Raw genomic sequence first — 21248 nt, forward strand, 5'->3', positions numbered from 1 at the left:
TATCAATGTGACTTTATCTCATATGGCTTTTATTTCTTTAAAGTACTTGGCCTAGATATAATGTATTCGTTAGGAAATTCAAGTATTACAGTATTGTTTTGTTCTTTTTTACTATCTTTAAGCACTTTTTCAATAAATATCTCCACCAAATAAGGATCAAAATGAATTCCTTTGTTATCCACTAAATAGGCTATAGCTTCAGTAGTTGTCCAAGAATTTTTGTAAGATCTTTTTCTAATTAGAGCATCATATACATCTACAATTGCAATTATCCGAGCCTCTAGAGGAATTTGTTCTCTTTTTAATCCCATAGGATAACCAGTTCCATCCCATTTTTCATGGTGATATCTGATAACATTAATTGCCGTTTCCCAGTCTTTCACAAATCCATTAGGTATCTCTTTTGAAATTTTCAATAAGATATCGACACCAATGAGAGGGTGCATTTCCATTATTTTTCTTTCGAAAAATGACAGTGGTCCTGGTTTATATAGGATAGATTCTGGAATACCAGATTTACCAATATCATGGAGGACACTGCATAATACTATTTCATTAACATATTCCTCAGTTAATTTATATTTTTTACTTTGTTTTAGAATAGCCATGAATTTTTCTGTTAACTTTTGCACTCCTTGAAGATGGTCTACTATATCTTTATCATGTATTTCACTTGATAAAGCTAAGACTCTATATAATTCTTTAGCCTGTACTAGATGCATTTTTAATACCTCATTTCTTATTTCCTTCAGTTACGTCCTAATAAAAGTTGCAAGTTCATCTGTGAGTGTTCTTACATTAACTATTGTCGTTAATATTAACTGATCGACTTCCGTGGCGGAATTTTTAGTCACCTCAGATAATTTTTTCACCTCTGTTGCTACAATGGTAAAATCCTTCCCACGTTCTCCTGCTCTAGCCGCCTCAATTGCAGCATTTAGGACTAATAAATTCGTTTGATCCGCAATTTTTGTGACTATATCGATTAAATTGTGCATTTGGTTTGTAATTTTTGATAACTCTATGACATCACTAGATATATTATTAATTGATTTATAAATTTCTATCATATTATTATTTTGCTTTTTTATTTGAACTTTCACATCTTCAGCTCTTTCTTCTGCAAGAGTAGACAGCTTAGTTCTGGTACTAGATATTTCCAACATTCCCTCGCATTGGGATTTTAATTGTTGATACGCAGCATTTGTTTGTTCAGTAATGGAAGCTAAATTTTCAGATGCATTTTCAGATGCATTTCCAATTTGCTCGCCCACTGCTTTCATTTGTTCTTCAGCATGCTCTTTAATTTTTTTCGTTTCCTCGTTAAAAAATAAGCATTATTAATCACTCCGTTACAATACTTTTATAAAATCGATCTACAATGTAGTCTAAATGCTTTTCGATATAGGGCTGTAAAGATTTAATCACTTGTTTTTTCACCTACATTAGGTTTTTTTCTAAAATTCGCAACATTTTTCTCAGCTGTTGAGATTCAAAATACATAAATTTAGGTATTTAGCAGATTTATTTACTAGAATTGGTTACACGTTATATAATAAGCCTAGATAACTAAAAATTTCGACAAGACATTTTAGCTAACGTGTAGAAAAAACCTGATAAAATTAACAATTCCATCAGGTCCCATTTTTTCGCAACACTCTACTCACTCGAAGGAGGGTCTTCTCCTTGCATCCTAGAGCGTTTTCCTAAGCGATAAACCAATACTAGTAATAATAGTAACAATATAAATCCACTTATCAGATAATATAGGGTATAATTTGTTTTTGCTTCTAGTGCCGTACTATTTAATTCTTTAGCCTCTTTCCCCTCAATTATAAATTTTTTTGACCATTTCCAAATCTGATCTCCGTCTGTTGCTTTCATCTCCAAACGATATGTCCCAGGTTTGAATGCTGAATTTTCCAAATCAATACTGTAATTGAAGTTAGAGTTTGGAGCCATTCGTAAGTTTTCGCCCTTAGCCGAGTGTAAAATGGCCTTTCCTTTTTCCTTGTATATCTCTGCATCTACGCTTAAATTTTTTAGCATGGCTGGCTGTGTGTTTTGTAAATTCGCTACTACTACATTGCGTCCATTAATCTGTCCTGGTTGTATTTTATTTAATTCCATATCTGGTTTTATGATTTTATCTGTTTCTCTTAATAATACCCCTATTGTGTAAGCGAACTTATTTTCAATTTGTACATCATCAGACTTTTCCACCTTTTTTTTTGTCTCTTTTTCTTTAAAATAAAGACCCCCTAAAATAACTCCATCATAGGTTTCTTCGGGCATTTCTATAGTTACATCGAGAGATACTGTACTATTTGCTGGAACTTTTGTTTCTTTTTCTACGGTTGTAATTTCAGAAAATGGAATTTTAAGTGTTTTGTCTAGTTGAGGATCCGTCACGCTATAATCAGTGATTCCATTGTCATTTGTAGTAGCTGTATTCGCATAAGTTTCGACTACGATATCTTTAGCTGTTGCATTTTCCAATTCAACTTGAATCGTTTGTTTTTGACCCGGTTTCATTTTTAAATCAAAATAGGTTTGAGATTTATCAATTTGATTGTCAGGAATTACAGCAGTGACGGCAAATTTTAGTTCCGCTGCATATCCCTTCGTATTGATCAAAGAGAATAAAATGATGACCGATAATAAAGAACTTAGTGACTTCCACATTAATTTCATAGTGTAGACCTCTCTTAAATCTGGGTTTAATAAATAGAAAAGAGATAAGACGTCTATCTCTTTTCTATTGAAGTTATTTGGTTAGCATTTATACAATTGAAATTTGTTAGTAATAGGTTTAAAGCTACTTAACAGCTACTCATATTGCGATCAGCTTGGCGTATCTTCTAAAATCCAAGTCAATGTTGTAGAATATTTTTCCTTTTCTTTTTTCGATGAACCTGGGACAAACAAAGAAACACTCTCTGCACCCTGGAGATTATCACCTCCGTAAGCTGTCGTCCAAGTACCCATACCTTTATCAGCTGCTGCTGTCGTTACATCATGTTCAATACCTGATGGATCTAACGTTACATTAAAAGCACTAGGGGCATATGTCATATTTGTTAAAGAGTTTACAACAGGATTACTTAATTTCAATTGGGCATTTTCCAATTCTACATTAGTATTCGTTTTGAATTGCCCATTTTGTTTCACCTTTAATTTCCAACCTGCATTTGTTCCACGATTATCCGTCACCTGTACATAGTTAGGGACGTCAATGATTTCCCCACTTGGCACTTTCTTTACTTTATCTAATTTTGCATAATAGGTCTTGTCTCCACCAGTTAGTTTTTGTTCACCAAAATGAAAATTTGAAACATAATCAATACTCAATGGTCCTGGTGTTCCTGGCTCATGAGGATCAGTTGGATCTGTTGGATCTACTGGTTCTACTGGATCTGTCGGATCTGTTGGATTTACTGGGGGAACAGATTCATTATCTTCAATAAATGTCACATCGGTTTGGGAATTCATATTGCCAGCTACTGCAGCAAAGGATGTAGTTCCTCCAGTTAGTAGTATAGATGAAAAAAGTACTGTTCCTGCTATTTTTGTTAGTTTCATGTGTAATCCTCCTAATAATCATATGTGTTTTGTTTTTAGGCAAAAATTCTAGATAGGTGCGTCTGTTAAGGTCCACTCTAACTCACCTTGATACTTTTGGTTTTTTTCTATATTAGGCCCAGGTTCTAGGTATAGTCGAATGCCCTCATTTGCTTTCCAATCCATTTTAACTGGTTTATCATCCAAAGCTGTTTCAGAGAGCACTTCGTACAAACTACTATTTAATCTTACAGACCTTCCATTAGAATGCGTGTAAACCAATGTCCCTGTTAATTCTTTATTATTTGGTGAAGTGAGAGGTGTTAGTACCTTTACATATACATACCATTTGTTTTTGTTTGTTCGTGTATCAACAACTGCTACACTCCCCTCCATAAATGTGCGATTGTAGTATTTCCTTTTATTAGGTACTTTGATGGTGGAAAAAGATATTATTTTAGGTATATCTATTAATTTGAGACTTTCTTCATTACGCACATAGATGGGTACTTGAATTCTCGCCTGTACTTTTTGCGCTGTTTCAATGACTACTGTAACCATATAGTCTCCTATTATTGCTGTATTAGGAATGTTTTCTAAGCCAACAACTCGAATAGGCAGATCAACAGCTGCGTTAGTGTCAACTGATAAATTTGAAATAAATTTACTGATATCCATTTTGGTTAAATCTGTCCCTTTTCTTACCGTTTGAGGTACCGGATATCCTGTTGGTTTTCCCTTATACAGTACCCTAGCATTAGTGGGTTCGCTTAGAAGCCCTATTGCACTAGTATCGCTGAAAACTCGGGCTGATACTGGTACTTCAAGATATCCATTTTTATAGAGTTTTAGATAGTCAGAATTTGTTTTTAAGGAGCCCAGTATTTTTATATCAAATACTTTGTCCTGAAAATCAGGTGCCACTGGATTATTTGCAACAAGAGAGATTTTATTCCCCGTTTGGGAAACTGTGAAAAAGGAATTATAATTCTCACCATTTAATCCCTTAATATCTACACTTTTAATAGTAAAATGAGGATTTACTTCGCTTTCAATAATTACTAATCGAGGGTTAAAAGCAGCCATAGATTGTGCCGGTATGGTTTGATAGATATGGTAACGCAATTCTCTTGAATCATCGATAGTTACCTCCCCTATAATATCTGGTGCCGGCAATTCAATTTTTGAAATTGGATCCCTTTCGTACTTTAGGTAACCTAATCCTTTTTCTGAATTTATAGTAATAGGAAACTCATCTATATCTTCAAAGAGAATCGTCATATTTGTATCTTTTTTTTCACCTATAACAGTTCCAACAAAATTTACTGTACCATCAATGTTGTCCATGTAATTAATCTTTGTTGTATCATAAACAAAGAGGGAAGTTAAAAAGTTATCTGGTTTTAAATCAATAGATTTATAATTATTTAACCTTTTAAAATTCCACATGCCTGTAATATTGACTTTTTCATTAGTACCCGCCTTCAAAAATTCCATAGAAACTTTTGAAGAAGAACCTATAGGGGAAGAAGAGTCTATTCTTAAAAAATTTGCTTGTTCTGCTGCAGAACTCTTGGTAGTAGGGACGTATATGTCTAAGTTATTCATGTCCACTTGTAAGATATTTATCCGTAAATCAATCCATGAGTCATTATAAATCCCAGCGTTTCTTACTAAAACATAGGCACTTTTACTAGGGTTTCCAGTACCCTTTCTATACCTGTATCTGTTTGAGTAGGATGTGCTATAACCATATGCTTCATAACTTACTCTATCACTCAACCTAAATTGAAAAGCATATTTCCCAGGAATAGACTTTCCAACCCCCAATGCCTCATTAATCACATTTACTCCAGGGTATTGTAAAGTACTAAGTGGTACTCCTAAAAGCAAAGGCAGAGATTTGATTTGATCTTCGCAAGGTTCCTCTTGATCTTGATCTTGGATAAAGTCAACTTGTCCGTCATTCAGTCCATTTTGATTGTCGCAAGAGCTGACTTGCTCTTCATCCTCTTGGTCTTGACTAGAACCATCTTGATCTCCATCAAAATCCTCTTCGTCTTGACTAGAACCATCTTGATTTTCATCCAAGTCCTCTTCGTCTTGGCTAGAACCATCTTGATTTTCATCCAAGTCCTCTTCGTCTTGGCTAGAACCATCTTGATTTTCATCCAAGTCCTCTTCGTCTTGGCTAGAACCATCTTGATTTTCATCCAAGTCCTCTTCGTCTTGGCTAGAACCATCTTGATCTTCATCAAAATCCTCTTGGTCTTGGTTTGTACTATTCGCTGTTGCAATCGTATAAGCTGTTTCCGAAAATGCAACTAGTATACCCAAATGAGTAAATGTAATGATAGCTATCAGGATAACTAAAATTTTTTTGATGCTTTCTCCTCCTTTCCTCCTTTCTCTGTTTTAGACTCCTCCTTTCCCTGTTTTATTAAGAGGTTATTAACACAGGCAACACAGGCAACTGACATGAGTTAATAACAACTTGTACCCCATTCTACAAACTAACCAAGCACCGCGCCTCTTTATATATATGAATAATTTCCCAAAAAAAAATAATATTTTGATACAAAACTATGATAATATTTATTGCCTTAAATTTTCTATATGATTTTTTTATTAAGAAACCCATATTTGACCGCTAGAATAAGTCTAATTTAAGGGAGTTAGTCCAAGTTTTACAATATAAAAATTTTTCGTTATTTTGTTATATAATTGATATTCACTTTTCTGATTTGAAGAAGTTATTTAGACTATAGTAAGTAGGGAGTGTATGCTGTCATGGAAAATCTTTTTGTTAACCAATACAATAAAAAAAAGTTTATTCTTTTGAAAAATTTAATATTGTATAAAAAGAGTCTATCCATCTTTGAAATTAGTGAACTATTAAATATTTCTGTGACCTCTACTACACGATACATAAAAAACCTGGAAAATGATTTGATTTTTAATTTTCAAAATGAACAAATTGATATAGTGACTTCAAATAATATGACCAAGATTGAAGTTACAAAAAATTTAAATATAGGTTTAATAATTGATAAAATGAGATTATTTTATATAAAAAGCTCCCAAGAATATAGTGTCTTAGAAGCTCTTCTTTCGAAGCACTATCCGAGTATTGAGGCTCTATCATTGGATATTCATATAAGCTCTTCTTATGTATATAAAACGATACAAACATTAAAAAAAATATTGAGTCGTTTTGATTTAAAAATCTATTTTAATAACGATTCAATAATTTCTAATATAGTAGGTGAAGAAAGGAATATTCGTTTTTTTTTAATATATATATATTCTCATGTTTTTAAAGGTATGGAATGGCCCTTTCAAAACGATACTCCCTCAGCATACTACTCTGATTTCATCGAAACTTACATGACCGAATTGAATTCAAAAAATTTCTCTTCCTCACAACTAATACGTATAAAACAATTTCTAATAATCTCCGTATATCGTATTAAAGGAAAGGGACAGTACATCGAAATGGATGATGCCTTTAAAGTAATAATGCAAAAATGGACTGAGTCACCGTCATTTAATATGACTTTTTTTAATTCCAAGTTAATAGCGAATTCTGAGCAAAGAGCTATTGAAAATTATTATATGAATTTTCTCTTACGTTTTTTCATTTCTGATATAGATAGCGATAAAAACAAAATCATTATTTCCAAAAAATTAATTCTTGAAGATAATCCTTTAACTAAAGCTACACAAAAATTATTAGACTCTTTTTTGGAGACGTTTAATATAAATGTTGGTGGCGAAAGTTACTATATTTTAATCTATCAAGTGCAATTAATGTTAATATTTCTAAATTTCCAAAATATCGATCTTACTTCATATACCGTTACATCAACAACGCTCTCTAGATTTAATTCTAAAAATAAAAATTTCTCAACAATAGAAAAAAAAATAAGTGAATTTATTCGAGACTTTTTTATTATAAATAAAGAGATAAATATCAAACTTACTAAAAGTTCAACTTTATATTTTGCCCAGTATCTATTTTTTTTAGCCGATAAATTTGTCAAAGCAAAACCAATAATGATTTATATTCAATTATCAAAAGACTGTTTTAGTACTAGTGTAGTTAAATCCAGAATACTGAAATTTTTCAATACCGATGGGCTAGTTTTTACGGATGATATTAAACAAGCTGATTTAATAGTGTCAGATAACTACGAGGAAAATATTGATAATGATAAATTTTTTTATTTTGATGATCTTTACAATTTACAAGATTGGTCGAGTTTAATTTTATTTATAAATGATAGATTTTTTAATTATAGAACCTACCATAATTCTTTTGAAGGACTGAGAAATACAATTGACAACTCATAGATTAATCATTTATTAAAAACATAAAAGTCGGACTAAACAACTTGATCTATCAATTTTAAGAACAGGTTGTTTAGTCACTTTTGTAAAAAATATATGATTCTAAAAATGAATATAGATCCGTTCCTACGATTTGTTTACGTTTAATCTAATTATTATGCAGGGACAACTTTCTAATGCTCCCAATGTCGCATAATTTAGTAGTCTCCTACCCTATCGATAACATCATTGCGCCTTACACTTCTTGCGTCGAAAGCCCAGACAAAAATGAGTACAATATTCACCAATGGAATTGCCAACAACAAAAAGTTACTATCCAAGCCCCGACAGACATTTGTGGCACAATCTGTTTTTGCTCAACAGGTGGCAAGATTTTGCTCAAATTCTCCGCCTCCACTCTAGTCATTTGAAGTCATTTCCTTCACATTATCACCCTTAGGTTAAGATTAGGTTTTAATGGTAAAAAAATGCCGGAGGCCTTTATCTTTCTTCAGCAGAAGACTCCTACTGAAGAAAGATAAAGGCCTCCGGCGGATATCACGGATTTTGAATCGAGCTCGATTCAAAATCCAGACGCAATTACGCCAAGGCGTAATTGATTCAGACCGTCGTCTTAGCTGCATTCCGTTTCGCCATAAAGATGCCAAAGACAATAAGCATAGCGATTAGCCCACCTGTCACGCCAGCACTCATCCACAAGTCAGACAGATCCGCATCTTGCTGGAACCAGTATGACGCATACATCGCCAATTTCCATGGTGATACGGTCCAATATGCTCCAATCACCCCATCCACTAGCTGATAAATAAGCGTAATCATAATCGCCAAACCTGCTGCACCACCTGTTGGTAGCCATGCACTTAGCGCCAACACAACGGTCACAACAAAAACAATCCATAAGCTATATGTAGCACCAAAAGCAAACACTTCTCCTGCATTTACACTATTGAAAAGGATATCAATGTAATACCATGCGGCTATGAAGCCTAACCAAACACTTCCTAGAACAAGCCCATTGATCACGAGCCATTTACTTAAAAAGTAATGTCGAAAAGACATTGGACGCACATAAAGTAATGTTGCCGTTCCATTTTTGCGTTCCCCTGAAATCGAGCCCATAAACGCAAGCACGATGATTAAAATTCCAACAAACTGATATTGCCCGAGCAAGGACATAAAAATGTCTTCTCCTCGAAATTGCGGCCACTGAAATTCTGTTCCTTCTGGCATACCGCCTACACTTTTCATGATTTCTGGTAAAAAATGATTGGTAATAGGCTCCATAACACCGAAGATCATAAAGACCAGTGGAATCCATAGTATTTTGAAATTTCGTGTCTGTTCACGCCATTCCTTCCGCAACAGTACGCCGAACCCATTCATCAAACCACCGCCACTTTCATAAAGATTTCTTCGAGGCTAGCCGTCTGCCGTTCAACCTTGCGCACTGCAAACGACTCGGAATTTAGTAGAGCTAAAACAGTCGCCATTTCGATTCCTTCCATCTGTACATCAACGGATGCAACAAGCCCTTGTGACGCCACTTGCCAAGCCACTTTTTGCGTAAAGCGCTTGACCTCTTCCACCGTGTCAAACTCAATCACAATGCGCGGATCTGCATAGCGCGCCCGTACATCCTCTAGTGAACCATGCTCTACCAATTTTCCCTGCCGTAAAAACAACAACTGATCTGTCATCTCTTCGGCATCATTCAAAATATGTGTTGAGTACAAAATCGTCGTTTCCTGTTGCAATGCTTTCAGCAAATTCATCACTTGGCGACGACCTACTGGATCGAGCGCAGATACCGGCTCATCTAACAACAACAACTTCGGCTTATGAACAATCGCTTGCGCCAATCCAAGGCGCTGCTTCATGCCACCCGAAAATGTCCCCGTCTTTTTATTCATCGCCTCGCCAAGCCCCACAAATTCTAACGTTTTTTTCGCTTCCGCTATTGCCTGTTTTGTGGGCACTCCACTGAGCCGCGCTGCCATCTCTGTAAATTCAAGCGCAGATAACCATGGAAAAAACTTCGGATACTGCGGCAGAAATCCAATCATTGAACGCATATCTTGCTTCGCATCACCTTGCAGCTTGATGGTTCCGACCGTTGGTGTGACGAGACCCGCTAGCATCGACAGCGTCGTCGTCTTTCCAGCCCCATTCGGTCCTATTAGCGCAGTCGATGTATGCTCTTCCAGTACAAACGAAATCAAATCGACCGCTGCATAATCCCCATACTTCTTCGTCAATTGTTCCACGTGAAGCAATTGCGTCATGCTTGTCGCCTCCCAAAGATAAAATACAAAATTGGCCCTATCATATTCCCTAAAACAATGATGAAAATCCACATTATAAAGGGCCCATTCGTTCGCTGATGACGAATCACATCAACCAAGGCAACGATCATTAAAATAAACTGCAAAACGATGAGTGGCATAATGAGATTCCACGGAATATTGGCAAGCTCCTCCATAAAAAACACACCCTTTCCTTCCATACTATTACATATATCATATCACCACTGTTCTATATTGTATATAACAAAGTTGTGCGATATGATAGAAAATAACCCGCGTAACGAAATTATTACCGCCATGATATTCTTTATCATCGACTCAGGCTCATTTATGACCACCATGGCCATTTCCATACAAAAAAATCCTCCCTAATCAAAGGAAGGATTCCATCATTTACGCTTCTACTTCTTCTAATCGCGGCATCGCCGATAAAGCACCCGGCTTTGTCGCGCAAAGTGCACCGAGTTTATTGCCAAAAGTAATGTAGTCAATCCACTCATCATGTGTTTCAGGATAGCCTTTCAAATGAATTTGGCGCAAAATCCCTGCGATAAATGCATCGCCTGCTCCTGTTGTGTCAACTGGTACAACGGGTTCGACGCTCACATGTGTCAACGCCCCATCCATTACGGCAAAAGTTCCTTGCTCGCCCGCCGTTATTAAAACAACCGGTACGTGATAAGCTGCAAGTTTTGCAATTCCTGCCTCAAGTGACTCCGTTTCTGTCAGGAAAGCCAATTCTTCCTCCGTTAGCTTCAAGATGTCCATGTCTCGAATAAAGGACAGTAACGTCTCGCGGCAAAACGCTTCACTTTCCCAACGAAGTGGACGAATATTGGCGTCCATCGACAATTGAGCACCCATCGACTTCGCAAGACGCACTGCATCTTTCGTTGTCTCGAGTGCCGTTGGATGGAACATCGTCCCCGAACAAATATGGAAAACTGATGCATCTTGGAAAGCCTCTTCAGATAAATCTAACGCTTCCACCTGGATATCAGGCGTCTCGTCAATATATGTGTGAAAAACACGGTCATTGTCATCCGTCAAATGGACGTAGACACCACTCACACGTTTAGCATTTTCCAACTTCGCAAATGACAAATCGACGCCTTCTTTTTGCAGTTCATCCCGTACAAATTGAGACGTCTCATCATCGCCTGTCACCGTAATAAACGCCGAAGGAGCACCGAGCCTCGAAATGCCCGCCGCCACATTGACCGTCGCCCCACCAAGAAACGTTGTAAACGTCGAGTTTGACTGATCCTCTGCTATATAATCGACGAACGCGTCGCCGTAAATCAACACATGCTTTTTCTTCGAATCCATTATAGTTGTACTCCCTATACATTCATTTTTTCCATCGTATCATGGAACACGATTTATCGAAAGAGACACATGCTTAGTTGTCAGACCTCATACCTGCATACTTACCCGAAAGCGTGCTATACTATTTGGATGGAATAGGAGGATTTTTCTTATGAAACAATGGATGTACCCATTACTTATCGTTTTTGCAGCGAGTTGTTACGGGATTCTTTCAACAATTATTAAACTAGCGATCCAAGATGGCTTTACGGCTGCCGAAGCCGTGACGAGTCAATATTTCGTTGGATTTTTCATAGCACTTATCATTTTTATCGTCGTGCGGCATAAAGTTCCGAAGTTTGGTGGCGGTTTTACACTCATTCTTGCAGGATTATTTACAGCAACGACCGGGACTGTTTACGGACAAGCGATTGAATATATGCCAGCTTCTCTTGCTGTCGTCATGTTATTTCAATTTACCTGGGTTGGTATGCTATTTGACTGTATCGCGAGGCGTCGACTTCCAAAGCGTATTGAAGTCATATCACTGCTCTTCCTTTTCGCGGGAACCATTCTCGCGGCAGGTGTCATTGATGCAGATTTAAGTGGCATCCCTTGGCAAGGTTGGGCATGGGGAATGGCTTCGGCAGTCAGCTTTGCATCATTTGTCATGATTAATCAACGGCAAGTCGAAGGCATGGACACAGAAACACGACTACTGTTCACATCATTTTTCGCAGTCATTGCCATTGCCTTTTTCCAAACACCGGAAATCGTCTGGAACGGAACATTATTCGGCGACGGCTTGTGGATTTACGGCTTGATTCTCGGCTTATTTGGGATTGTCATTCCCATCTATCTCTTTTCCGTTGCCGTACCGAAAGTTGGAACCGCAATGACATCGATTTTAAGCGCGATGGAGCTACCCGTTGCAGTAACAGCATCGGTCATTTTATTGAGCGAAACGCTAACGATTCTTCAAGTTAGCGGTATCCTCGTTATCTTAATCGGCATGACACTTCCGACCATCGCGCAACGACGCTTAAAATATACAAGATAAGGTCCATTCAGCTATCTCACTTTCGTTTATGAGATAGCTTTTTTAAGGGCATATTATTTATCTCAAAAGGAGTTTCAAAGCATGAACATCACAATTAGACAAGCACAACCAGCCGACGCAGAAGCCGCAGCTCCCCTACTCATTGAGGCGAATGGCGACATTACGAAACGAATGACAGGCGAAACCGACTGGACAAAGGTTGAGCAAGCCTTGCAAGTACTATTCCAGCGAGAGGACAACTTGCATTCTTACCGCTATACGTACGTTGCAGAAATCGATGGCAGCATTGCGGGCATTATGGCGTTATATCCCGGCGATATTGAAGAGGAACTCGATCAAAACTTAAATCGTTGGCTCTCCGAAAAAGGCGCAAGCAATCCTGCAGTTGACCCAGAAGCCCTCCCCGGCGAATTATATATTGACGCGATTTGTGTAGATCCCGCGTTCCGCAACAAAGGCATCGGCACACAGTTATTCCGCTATGCAGAAGAGATTGCCCAACAAACCGGCTTTACCAAGTTGGCATTGAACGTCGAAATCGAAAAAGAACCAGCGATTCGCCTTTACAAACGTCTCGGCTACGAAATCGCGTCACCGTGGACTATTATCGGCGAACCGTTTCATCATATGATAAAAATCGTCTAACGTAACAGTCAAAAGCCGTCACCCATTTCTCAGGTGACGGCTTTTGCTATCTCGATACACCCCACGTCCACGGGTACTTATTCGGCGAGGTTGAATCGATTGTATAATTGACGACGCGTTTATTGACACCCGTTAGTGAATAGCGATAAACCGTTGGCGCAACGGGCACATCTTCAACCATTAGCGCTTGCCACTCCTTATAAATGGCTACACGATAATCCCTACCAAAAGCTTTTTCGGACGTTCCAGCCGCCAGCAACTCATCGTTTTTCTTGCTCGTATAACGCGTGTAATTATACAATGCCGCTCGCCCATATAAACCTGCCGGATCTGGGTCCGATCCCGTACTCCATGCGCCTTGATAGACATCGACTTTCGGATTGTCTTGTTCAATCATTTTGTAAAATGCATTGAATTCATGCATGCGTCCATCTAATAATTGCACATGAAGTCCAACGTCCGCCCAGTTTTGCATATAATATTTTGCAATCGGCTCTGAAGTCTCATCACTGGCCATCGACACAAAATTTAACACGAATTTATGACCATCTGGGTCTTCACGAAAGCCATCGTTATCAACGTCAATATACCCCGCTTTGTCTAAAAGTGCTTTCGCTTTTTCTGGGTTATAAGAGCGCCCAACATTCTTCATGTCGTGATAACGTTCAAACGCAGGTAGAATAAGCGTTGTTGCTGGGAAACGGAGCCCATGATAGACATACTTCCCAACAGCTTCATTGTCCATTGCGTGCCACATCGCTTGCCGGACAAGCTTATTCGCTAACTTGGCATTGGGGTTCATGACGTTTTCCTTCTTATCCGCATCCCATTTTCCAAGTTTGAAGCCAATATAGGTGTAAGCTCGATCCACTGCCCCTAATAGCTCGATGTTATCCATTTCTGACGCGCGTATATACTGGTCTGAAGGAATCGATGCCATATCCACTTCACCCGTTTTTAATGCACCTAAAATGGATTCTGGCGCAACGACTTTCAAAACAACAGTTTGAAGACTGGGTCTCCCCCTCCAATATGCATCGTATCTTTCATACATGACGGACTCCCCCGGTACAATTTTCGCCACTTTGTAAGGGCCAAAACCAATGGGTGCTGTACGTATTTTATCGGAAGTGACAATGTCCTTCATCGTCACTTCGCCTGTCGTAATATCGCCAAGATAGTGCCTCGGAACTGGCATCGTCCAAATGCCTGACATCAAAGATGGTGTTGCTTCTGTAAACGTAATGGCTATCGTTTTATCGTCCTCTGAAACTTTAATGCCCGAAATCGTCTTTGCCTCGCCTTCGTGGTAATCAGGCATTCCCTCAACATTGGATACCATAAACGTATAGCGTGTTCCTTCGTAATCGGGATGCCCAAGCAATTCGTATGCATATAGCAGGTCAGATGCTTTAACAGGCTCCCCGTCATGCCAGTTCACACCATCTTTAATGGTGATGGTAATCGTTTTTTTATCCTCAGAAATGGTATACGTTGCTGCTCCTTCGTTTGTAATGAGCGAGTCACTGTCAACAGCTAACAGACTTTCATCAAAAAATCCCATGACTTCAGCGTCGGGTGCCCCAGAATAAAAGACAGCGTTCAACGTCCCTTCAAACGGCGCATTCGATACGAGCCCATAGACGAGCTCCCCATCCTCTAGCGCTTCTCCCTGATTGCTAACCTCCAGCGGAAAAACAGGTGCTGCAATGGCAATCTGTTCGTTATAACCCATCCGTAACACTAGGAATACGCCACTCAAAAATAGTAGGCTAATGAGAAGCAAGCTATGCTTCTTTGCCACTTCGGCTCTCCTCCCTTACTCACACTAATCGTTGCTTTGCATCCACGGCACGTTTTACCGCTTGTCCGATAAAGTTAATGCACAGCATCATGATTAATATGAGTAGAGTCGCGGGTAACCATACCCACCATTTGTGTTGAATAACATCTGGATTTTTCGCGTAACTAATGAGGGTGCCAAGTGAGGGCGTACTTTCAGGCAAGCCGAATCCCAAATACGTTAGACCTGTTTCAATGCCAATATTTCCTGCAAGCGTTAACGTCATATTGACGATGACAAGTGAGCTGATATTCGGAAAAACTTCAAACAGCATAATTTTTACATTGGATGTCCCGACCGTTTTCGAAGCATTGACGTAGTCCAGTTCTCTTTCCGCAAGTGTCCTCGAACGAATAAGACGCGCTTTGCCGAACCATAGCAACACACTCATAATGCCAATAAAGGACCAAACATTAAATTTCGGGACAATGACGACAAACACAATAATCATCATCGTAATAGGCAGGATCATTAAAAAGTCTAAAATACGCATAATGACAAAATCCACTTTCCCGCCAATATAACCGGAAATCAAACCAATCATTAGTCCAAGAAAGCCCGCAAGAAGCGTAATCGTAACTCCAATTGTGATGGAGTTTCGGGCTCCAATTACCAATTGACCAAAAACATCGCGCCCTCCGTAATCTGTCCCAAGCCAATGTTCCACAGATGGTGTTTGATAGATTTTTGAAAAGTCGATTCTAACGATGCGAGTCTGATCGAGAAATAGAGGGACACTATACGCTATCAGTAAGATGAAAGCGAAAATAATGAACGCAAAGAGTGCTAGCTTATCCCGTTTCATTTCACGCCAAATGGTTTTTGTTAGCGATATCGGTGCCCCCCCCTTTTCATCACTCAATTCGAATACGCGGATCGATGATGCTTAACAAAATATCCGACAGCATCGTCCCAACAATGACAGCCGCACCGGAAATCATTACAAGAGCCGAGACGACCGTAAAATCTCGGTTGGAAATCGACTGCATGAAGAGCTGACCAAGCCCCGGATAACTAAAAATCGTTTCGATGAAAATAGAGCCTCCAATAAGTCCTGTAATTTCCAACCCTAAAAACGCAGCAATCGGTAATAAGGAATTGCGCAAAATATGATGTGTATACACTTTTCTTTCAGGTATCCCTTTTGCGCGTGCCGTCTTGACGAATTCTTTATTTTTTGTATCAATGATTTCATTCCGCAAATATTGAATCGTTCCGGCAGTTGCAAGTAGCGCCCCTGATAACGTTGGCAGCACTAGATGCCGCGCTCGGCTCACAACGTATTCCCATGTGCCACTTTCTACACGAATATCGACACTTCCCCCACTCGGGAACCAGCCAAGCACAAAACTAAAGACAAATAACAGCAAAAGCGCAAAGATAAAAGCAGGTGTCGCAATCGCCACGTAGTTATAGCCGACAATCCATCGATCAGCCCACGAGTCCGCCCATCTCCCCGCAATCATGCCGAGCGGGATGGCAATCAGATAACTGACGACAAACGTACATAATCCCAGTAGGAGCGTATTGCTTAATTTCCCCGCCAATAGCGTGGTCACGGGTTGTTGGTGAATATAGGACATGCCCATATCGCCTTGAACGAAGTTTGTTATCCACCGTCCATATTGCTCATACCAAGGATCGTTCAGTCCATACTTGTCCCGTATTTTTTCAACTTGTTCAGGCGTCGCATCTGGATTGCCCATAAACGCCCCCGTAACTGCATCCCCAGGCATCGCTTTGGCGAGAAAAAAAATAACGATGCTTAGCAGGAGCAACTGTGGGATCATGACCATGATTCTGCGAAGGATAAATAGATGCACGCTTACACCTCCTTAATCTGTAGCATTTGCTGAATAAAGATAGGTTAAGGCAGCGCCACAGAATGAGTTTCAGAGACTTTTTTCAAGTCAAATAGTCTACCATTCCTATCAACGTATTGCTCATAGCCCGCGTGATATTCCGCCTCTATGACATGCCGCAACTGTCGCTTTTCAGCACGTTTTATAGGATTAATTTCTGGTATTGCCGCCAATAGTCGCTTCGTATAGGGGTGCTGTGGGTGATTGTAAATGTCCGTTGTCGTGCCCTCTTCCACAAAACGACCGTGTTGCATAATGCCGAGTCGGTCACAGATATGCCGAACAACCCCAAGATCATGGCTAATGAACAAATAGGACAAATTGAATTCCTGCTGAATATCTTGCAGAAAATTTAATACTTGAGCTTGTACCGATACATCCAATGCCGACACGGGCTCATCCGCTACAATCAGTTTGGGATTTAAGGTGAGAGCACGCGCGATGCCAATCCGCTGCCGCTGTCCGCCAGAAAATTGATGGGGGTATTTATCCAACGCCGCGGCACTCAAACCTACTCGTTCAATTAACGCAGCTACTCTTTGTCTCTCTTCTTTCGGAGACAAACGCTCAAAATTTCGCAACGGCTCTGCCACAATATCTAGCACTTTCTTTCTGCCGTTCAATGACGCATATGGATCTTGGAAAATCATTTGGATATGCGGGATATACATACGTCTTTCACGATGCGCCAGCTTGGTCAAATCCACACCTTCGAATCGAATTTCACCAGATGTCGCTGAATTCAGCCCGATAATCGTACGACCTGTCGTCGTCTTCCCACAACCCGATTCTCCGACAAGGCCATAGGTTTCACCTGGTTGAATATCAAAACTAACCCCGTCAACTGCCCGTACCTCGTCCACCGCCGTTTTAAAAAAGCCGCCCCGAATTGGATAGTGCACATGTAAATTGCGCACTTTAAGTAATGACATCGTTTTTCGCTCCTTACTGATGTTGCACAAAGTCAAAATTTTTATAGCATGTACATCTCACAAAATGCCCCATTTTCACTTCATGCATTATCGGAAATGGTTCATGCTCATCGCTTACAATCCAAGGAATTCGTGGTGCAAAGCGACAGCCTGTCCGTTTCAAATGCTGCAAGGGCGGTACCATACCTTCGATGACATACAATCTGCCTTTATCCGGCATATTGGCAGGCACTGAGTGTAGTAACGATCTTGTATAAGGATGCAAAGGATTACTAAATAGTTCAGTAACCTCAGCGATTTCCACGATTTCTCCCGCATACATGACGGCCACACGATCTGCCATTTCCGCTACAACGCCAAGGTCGTGGGTAATGAGCAAAATGCCCGATTGGCTGTCGTTCTGTAATTCCTTCATAAGGTCCATAATTTGTGCCTGTATGGTCACGTCCAATGCGGTGGTCGGTTCATCCGCGATAAGTAGCATAGGATCACAAGCCAGCGCAATGGCAATGACCACACGTTGTCGCATGCCACCAGACAATTCATGCGGATATTGCGCATACACCCGATGCGCATGTTGAATGCCTACACGCTGCAGCAAATCGAGCACACGTTTTTTCCTGCCTGCTGCCGATAACGTCAAATGGTATTTCATCGGCTCCTCAATTTGTCTCCCTACTGGTACAAGTGGATTGAGTGCCGTCAATGGATCTTGAAAAATCATGCCAAGGTCTTTCCCTCGCACTTTATTGAGCTTAGACTGCGAGCCATTCACGAGATTTTGCCCCTTGAAGTTTACTTGCCCCCGAAGCTTTGTCGTCCTCGTATTATGAAGTCCCATGATCGATAGCGCCAACGCACTTTTCCCACAGCCCGACTCCCCCACAATCGCAAGCACTTCATTGGCATAAATGTTCAAAGAAACATCGTCTACTGCAGCATAGTATTGGTCTTGAATGCAAAAAGATGTACGGAGATTCTCTATTTCCAACACGACATTTCCCAAGAAAAACGCCTCCTGAACGAACTACTTGTCTCAATATACTACCCAGATTGCAAAATGATGATTCGATTTTGTAGTTTTTAAAAGAAATCATGACAAATAGATAGTAATGATATCTATCTCACGACTAGGTATTACCATAAAACATAAATAAAGTATCTATTCTGAAATCAGACAACAAATTGATTCTTAATATACTTTCAAATATCCTAATTACTTTTGTTTATTTATCCAGAGGGGAGATTAAAAATGAATAGGATATTCGTTGTTAGTTTTTCAGCATTTGTTGTACTAATTTCGGGTGGGATTATAACTCAAGCAGGGACTACATTTTCAAGTTACATAAGTTGTTTTCAAATTATATCCCTCCCCTTACGACACTTTATAGAAATCTTGCATAACGCTGTCCTCTACTAACACATAGCTGTTGAAAGCAATCAGTAAAGCCTATTCTTCATCACGCCCTCTCGACTGCAAATCTTTCATAACAAGACGGATCATTGCTTCCTTTTTTGACAGAACTCGCATTTTATCAGCGTCAAAACTAAACTCAATATTATTCAAGCAAAAAAAGCCTTTGGGTAGTCTGGTTAACATAGCAATCTTTTTGTAATTTACTATGTTGATCAGACTACCCATATGAATATTATTTGTTCTTACATTGAAATAAAGTATTTTTGACATAAGATACTTCTCTATTCTAAAAAACAAAGTACAACCATCCGATTATACTAATAATTCAGTAATTTAGTTGTCTCGAAAATGGAATTAATGTAAAATACTTACAACGCAAATGTCATTGTCTGCATAATTAATGAGGAGGAAAAGTTATGCTTATGATAAAAAAAACCATATTTACATTACTTGCGTTGCTTGTATTATTTACACCTATAACTGACACCTTTGCTAGCACTCTTAATAAACTAAATTTTCCCAATAAAGAAATTTTTAACAGGTTAATAAATTTGGAAGAAGAACAACATTTCATTCCGTTAGATGATGGGATTTACACGGTTAATAAGTATAAAGAAAATGACGGGTCTGTTAAAGTAGATGTAGTCAGTCCAGAAGACGAGATTGAACGCTTTAAAATAGTCGATAACATTGTATACGATGAAAATGATGAAGTTGTGGCTACAGTAGAAGAAAAGTTTATAGCATTTGATGATCAGGTTCAATCAAGTAGGGATGATGAAATTCAGTTAATGAGTTACCCTTCATATCATGAATCCACCACATCACCGTATGCTAGTAGTCAATATAGCAAATATGTAGGTACAACATACGATAATATACATTTTAAAAAGAATATACAAACCTTAACAACAGCTGCTCTAGCACTATTTGTTTCAATCGTAGCACCACCTCTTGCAACTCCATTCGCAGTTATGCTGATTCCTATTGCGATAACAAAGAACATTAATGCTCATTCAATTTTTTACAGAAAGATTCAATGGAACCACCAACACTTAGGTAGTCTTGCTCAAGAAATTTACGTATCCATGTATTGGGACCCTGGTTATAAAAGTCCTGCCGGTACAACTCGCGTATACTACAGAATTTTTGGATAGCCTTTAAAATTAGTCTACTTGACAATGACATTTGCATTTGCATTTGCATTTGCATTTGCATTTGCATTTTTAATTTGGATTGAATTAATGAAAGGCAGGGGAAAAAATGAGTCAAAATCGACTTAGCATTTATCATTCTATTATTTTTGTCGTGATTCTGTTACTTACATTAAATATTATAGAAAACTCAGCCAATCATTCTTTTATCTACGCTGAGCTGTTTGTAGTCATGAAAAGTCTTGTAGATATTGTATTTCATAGATTAGGTTACACCTTTAGGGGTTTTGGTTTAAAAAAAATGCTTATTATAAATTTATTAATGTTTTTATCGCTTATTATTTGGCATATTTCCACAGTTGCTTTTTAAGAACAAATACTACATTTTTCCCCAAATCGTATATTTGAGTCAACGTCAATATTTATGTAAAAATGACTGTTCATCCTTTTCAAGGTGAATGTTACTTTCGTATTCTATTAGATTTGTTCAGAGTTCTGGATCTCCAAATATTCCCTATATCGCTGCACGTGCTTTGTTGAAGCCAAGATGACAAACGTGTGGCGAAGCGATGCTTCATTAACATAAATGTTCAAAGAAACATCGTCTACTGCAGCATAGTATTGGTCTTGAATGCAAAAAGATGTACAGAGATTCTCTATTTCCAACACGACATTTCCCAAGAAAAACGCCTCCTGAACGAACTACTTGTCTCAATATACTACCCAGATTGCAAAATGATGATTCGATTTTGCAATCATTTCCGACAGGCGATGGCATCGAATTACAGACAAACCTAAGCTACACAAAGAATA

General features: G+C 38.9%; 18 protein-coding genes and 1 pseudogene. 4 read left to right on the plus strand and 15 right to left on the minus strand.

Annotated elements, in window-relative coordinates; translation table 11 throughout:
• Positions 1-29: 29 nt before the first annotated feature.
• From MKY34_RS02875 to MKY34_RS02895, 5 genes are all read right to left on the minus strand, one after another.
• The gene (locus MKY34_RS02875; RefSeq protein ID WP_342513752.1) at positions 30-722 is read right to left on the minus strand and encodes an HD domain-containing phosphohydrolase; all 693 of its coding nucleotides are present in this window, start codon (positions 720-722) and stop codon (positions 30-32) included.
• A 30-nt stretch (positions 723-752) separates the two neighbouring features.
• Positions 753-1283: a methyl-accepting chemotaxis protein gene (locus MKY34_RS02880; RefSeq protein ID WP_342513753.1), complete on the minus strand. Its 531-nt coding sequence runs from the start codon at positions 1281-1283 to the stop codon at positions 753-755.
• Between the two features lie 376 nt (positions 1284-1659).
• Positions 1660-2685, minus strand: a complete 1026-nt coding sequence (locus MKY34_RS02885; RefSeq protein ID WP_342515174.1) for a DUF916 and DUF3324 domain-containing protein — start codon at positions 2683-2685, stop codon at positions 1660-1662.
• 159 nt (positions 2686-2844) lie between these two features.
• On the minus strand, positions 2845-3582 hold the full coding sequence (locus tag MKY34_RS02890; protein WP_342513754.1) for a WxL domain-containing protein: 738 nt from the start codon (positions 3580-3582) through the stop codon (positions 2845-2847).
• Between the two features lie 48 nt (positions 3583-3630).
• Positions 3631-5898 (minus strand): cell surface protein, encoded by a 2268-nt coding sequence (locus tag MKY34_RS02895; protein WP_342513755.1) that lies wholly within the window; start codon positions 5896-5898, stop codon positions 3631-3633.
• A 453-nt stretch (positions 5899-6351) separates the two neighbouring features.
• On the opposite strand from MKY34_RS02895, the gene MKY34_RS02900 reads away from it, so the two are divergent.
• On the plus strand, positions 6352-7914 hold the full coding sequence (locus MKY34_RS02900; RefSeq protein ID WP_342513756.1) for a helix-turn-helix domain-containing protein: 1563 nt from the start codon (positions 6352-6354) through the stop codon (positions 7912-7914).
• A 597-nt stretch (positions 7915-8511) separates the two neighbouring features.
• On the opposite strand, the gene MKY34_RS02905 is transcribed toward MKY34_RS02900, so the two are convergent.
• From MKY34_RS02905 to MKY34_RS02920, 4 genes are all read right to left on the minus strand, one after another.
• Complete coding sequence (locus tag MKY34_RS02905) at positions 8512-9294, minus strand: ABC transporter permease subunit (RefSeq protein WP_342515175.1); 783 nt, start codon at positions 9292-9294, stop codon at positions 8512-8514.
• Complete coding sequence (locus MKY34_RS02910; RefSeq protein WP_342513757.1) at positions 9294-10193, minus strand: ABC transporter ATP-binding protein; 900 nt, start codon at positions 10191-10193, stop codon at positions 9294-9296. The genes MKY34_RS02905 and MKY34_RS02910 overlap by 1 nt, the downstream gene beginning before the upstream one ends.
• On the minus strand, positions 10190-10390 hold the full coding sequence (locus MKY34_RS02915; RefSeq protein WP_342515176.1) for a PLD nuclease N-terminal domain-containing protein: 201 nt from the start codon (positions 10388-10390) through the stop codon (positions 10190-10192). Before MKY34_RS02915 ends, MKY34_RS02910 begins: the two co-directional genes overlap by 4 nt.
• A 217-nt stretch (positions 10391-10607) precedes the next feature.
• Entirely contained in the window at positions 10608-11543 is a 936-nt protein-coding gene (locus tag MKY34_RS02920) for a carbohydrate kinase (RefSeq protein WP_342513758.1), read from the minus strand.
• A 151-nt stretch (positions 11544-11694) separates the two neighbouring features.
• Here MKY34_RS02920 and MKY34_RS02925 point away from each other — a divergent pair, with 151 nt between their 5' ends.
• Both MKY34_RS02925 and MKY34_RS02930 read left to right on the plus strand, forming a co-directional pair.
• Entirely contained in the window at positions 11695-12582 is an 888-nt protein-coding gene (locus MKY34_RS02925) for a DMT family transporter (RefSeq protein WP_342513759.1), read from the plus strand.
• An 81-nt stretch (positions 12583-12663) separates the two neighbouring features.
• Positions 12664-13227, plus strand: a complete 564-nt coding sequence (locus tag MKY34_RS02930; RefSeq protein WP_342513760.1) for a GNAT family N-acetyltransferase — start codon at positions 12664-12666, stop codon at positions 13225-13227.
• Positions 13228-13273: 46 nt separating this feature from the next.
• On the opposite strand, the gene opp4A is transcribed toward MKY34_RS02930, so the two are convergent.
• Genes opp4A through MKY34_RS02955 form a run of 5 tightly spaced genes read right to left on the minus strand, consistent with a single transcriptional unit; the run spans position 13274 to position 18870 of the window.
• On the minus strand, positions 13274-15031 hold the full coding sequence (gene opp4A / locus MKY34_RS02935; protein ID WP_342513761.1) for an oligopeptide ABC transporter substrate-binding protein: 1758 nt from the start codon (positions 15029-15031) through the stop codon (positions 13274-13276).
• Between the two features lie 19 nt (positions 15032-15050).
• The gene (locus MKY34_RS02940; protein ID WP_342513762.1) at positions 15051-15932 is read right to left on the minus strand and encodes an ABC transporter permease; all 882 of its coding nucleotides are present in this window, start codon (positions 15930-15932) and stop codon (positions 15051-15053) included.
• Complete coding sequence (opp4B, locus tag MKY34_RS02945; RefSeq protein WP_342513763.1) at positions 15925-16893, minus strand: oligopeptide ABC transporter permease; 969 nt, start codon at positions 16891-16893, stop codon at positions 15925-15927. Before opp4B ends, MKY34_RS02940 begins: the two co-directional genes overlap by 8 nt.
• Before the next feature lie 44 nt (positions 16894-16937).
• Positions 16938-17864, minus strand: a complete 927-nt coding sequence (locus MKY34_RS02950) for an ATP-binding cassette domain-containing protein (protein WP_342513764.1) — start codon at positions 17862-17864, stop codon at positions 16938-16940.
• 13 nt (positions 17865-17877) lie between these two features.
• Positions 17878-18870: an ABC transporter ATP-binding protein gene (locus MKY34_RS02955; RefSeq protein WP_342513765.1), complete on the minus strand. Its 993-nt coding sequence runs from the start codon at positions 18868-18870 to the stop codon at positions 17878-17880.
• Positions 18871-19697: 827 nt separating this feature from the next.
• Between MKY34_RS02955 and MKY34_RS02960 the strand changes: the two genes are divergently transcribed.
• On the plus strand, positions 19698-20438 hold the full coding sequence (locus MKY34_RS02960; protein WP_342513766.1) for a hypothetical protein: 741 nt from the start codon (positions 19698-19700) through the stop codon (positions 20436-20438).
• A gap of 570 nt (positions 20439-21008) precedes the next feature.
• Here the strand turns inward: MKY34_RS02960 and MKY34_RS02965 are convergent.
• Positions 21009-21116, minus strand: a pseudogene (locus tag MKY34_RS02965) (ABC transporter ATP-binding protein); the annotation flags it as partial.
• Positions 21117-21248 lie beyond the last annotated feature (132 nt).

This window comes from Sporosarcina sp. FSL K6-1522 (genome assembly GCF_038622445.1).
In the GTDB taxonomy this organism is placed as follows: Bacteria; Bacillota; Bacilli; order Bacillales_A; family Planococcaceae; genus Sporosarcina.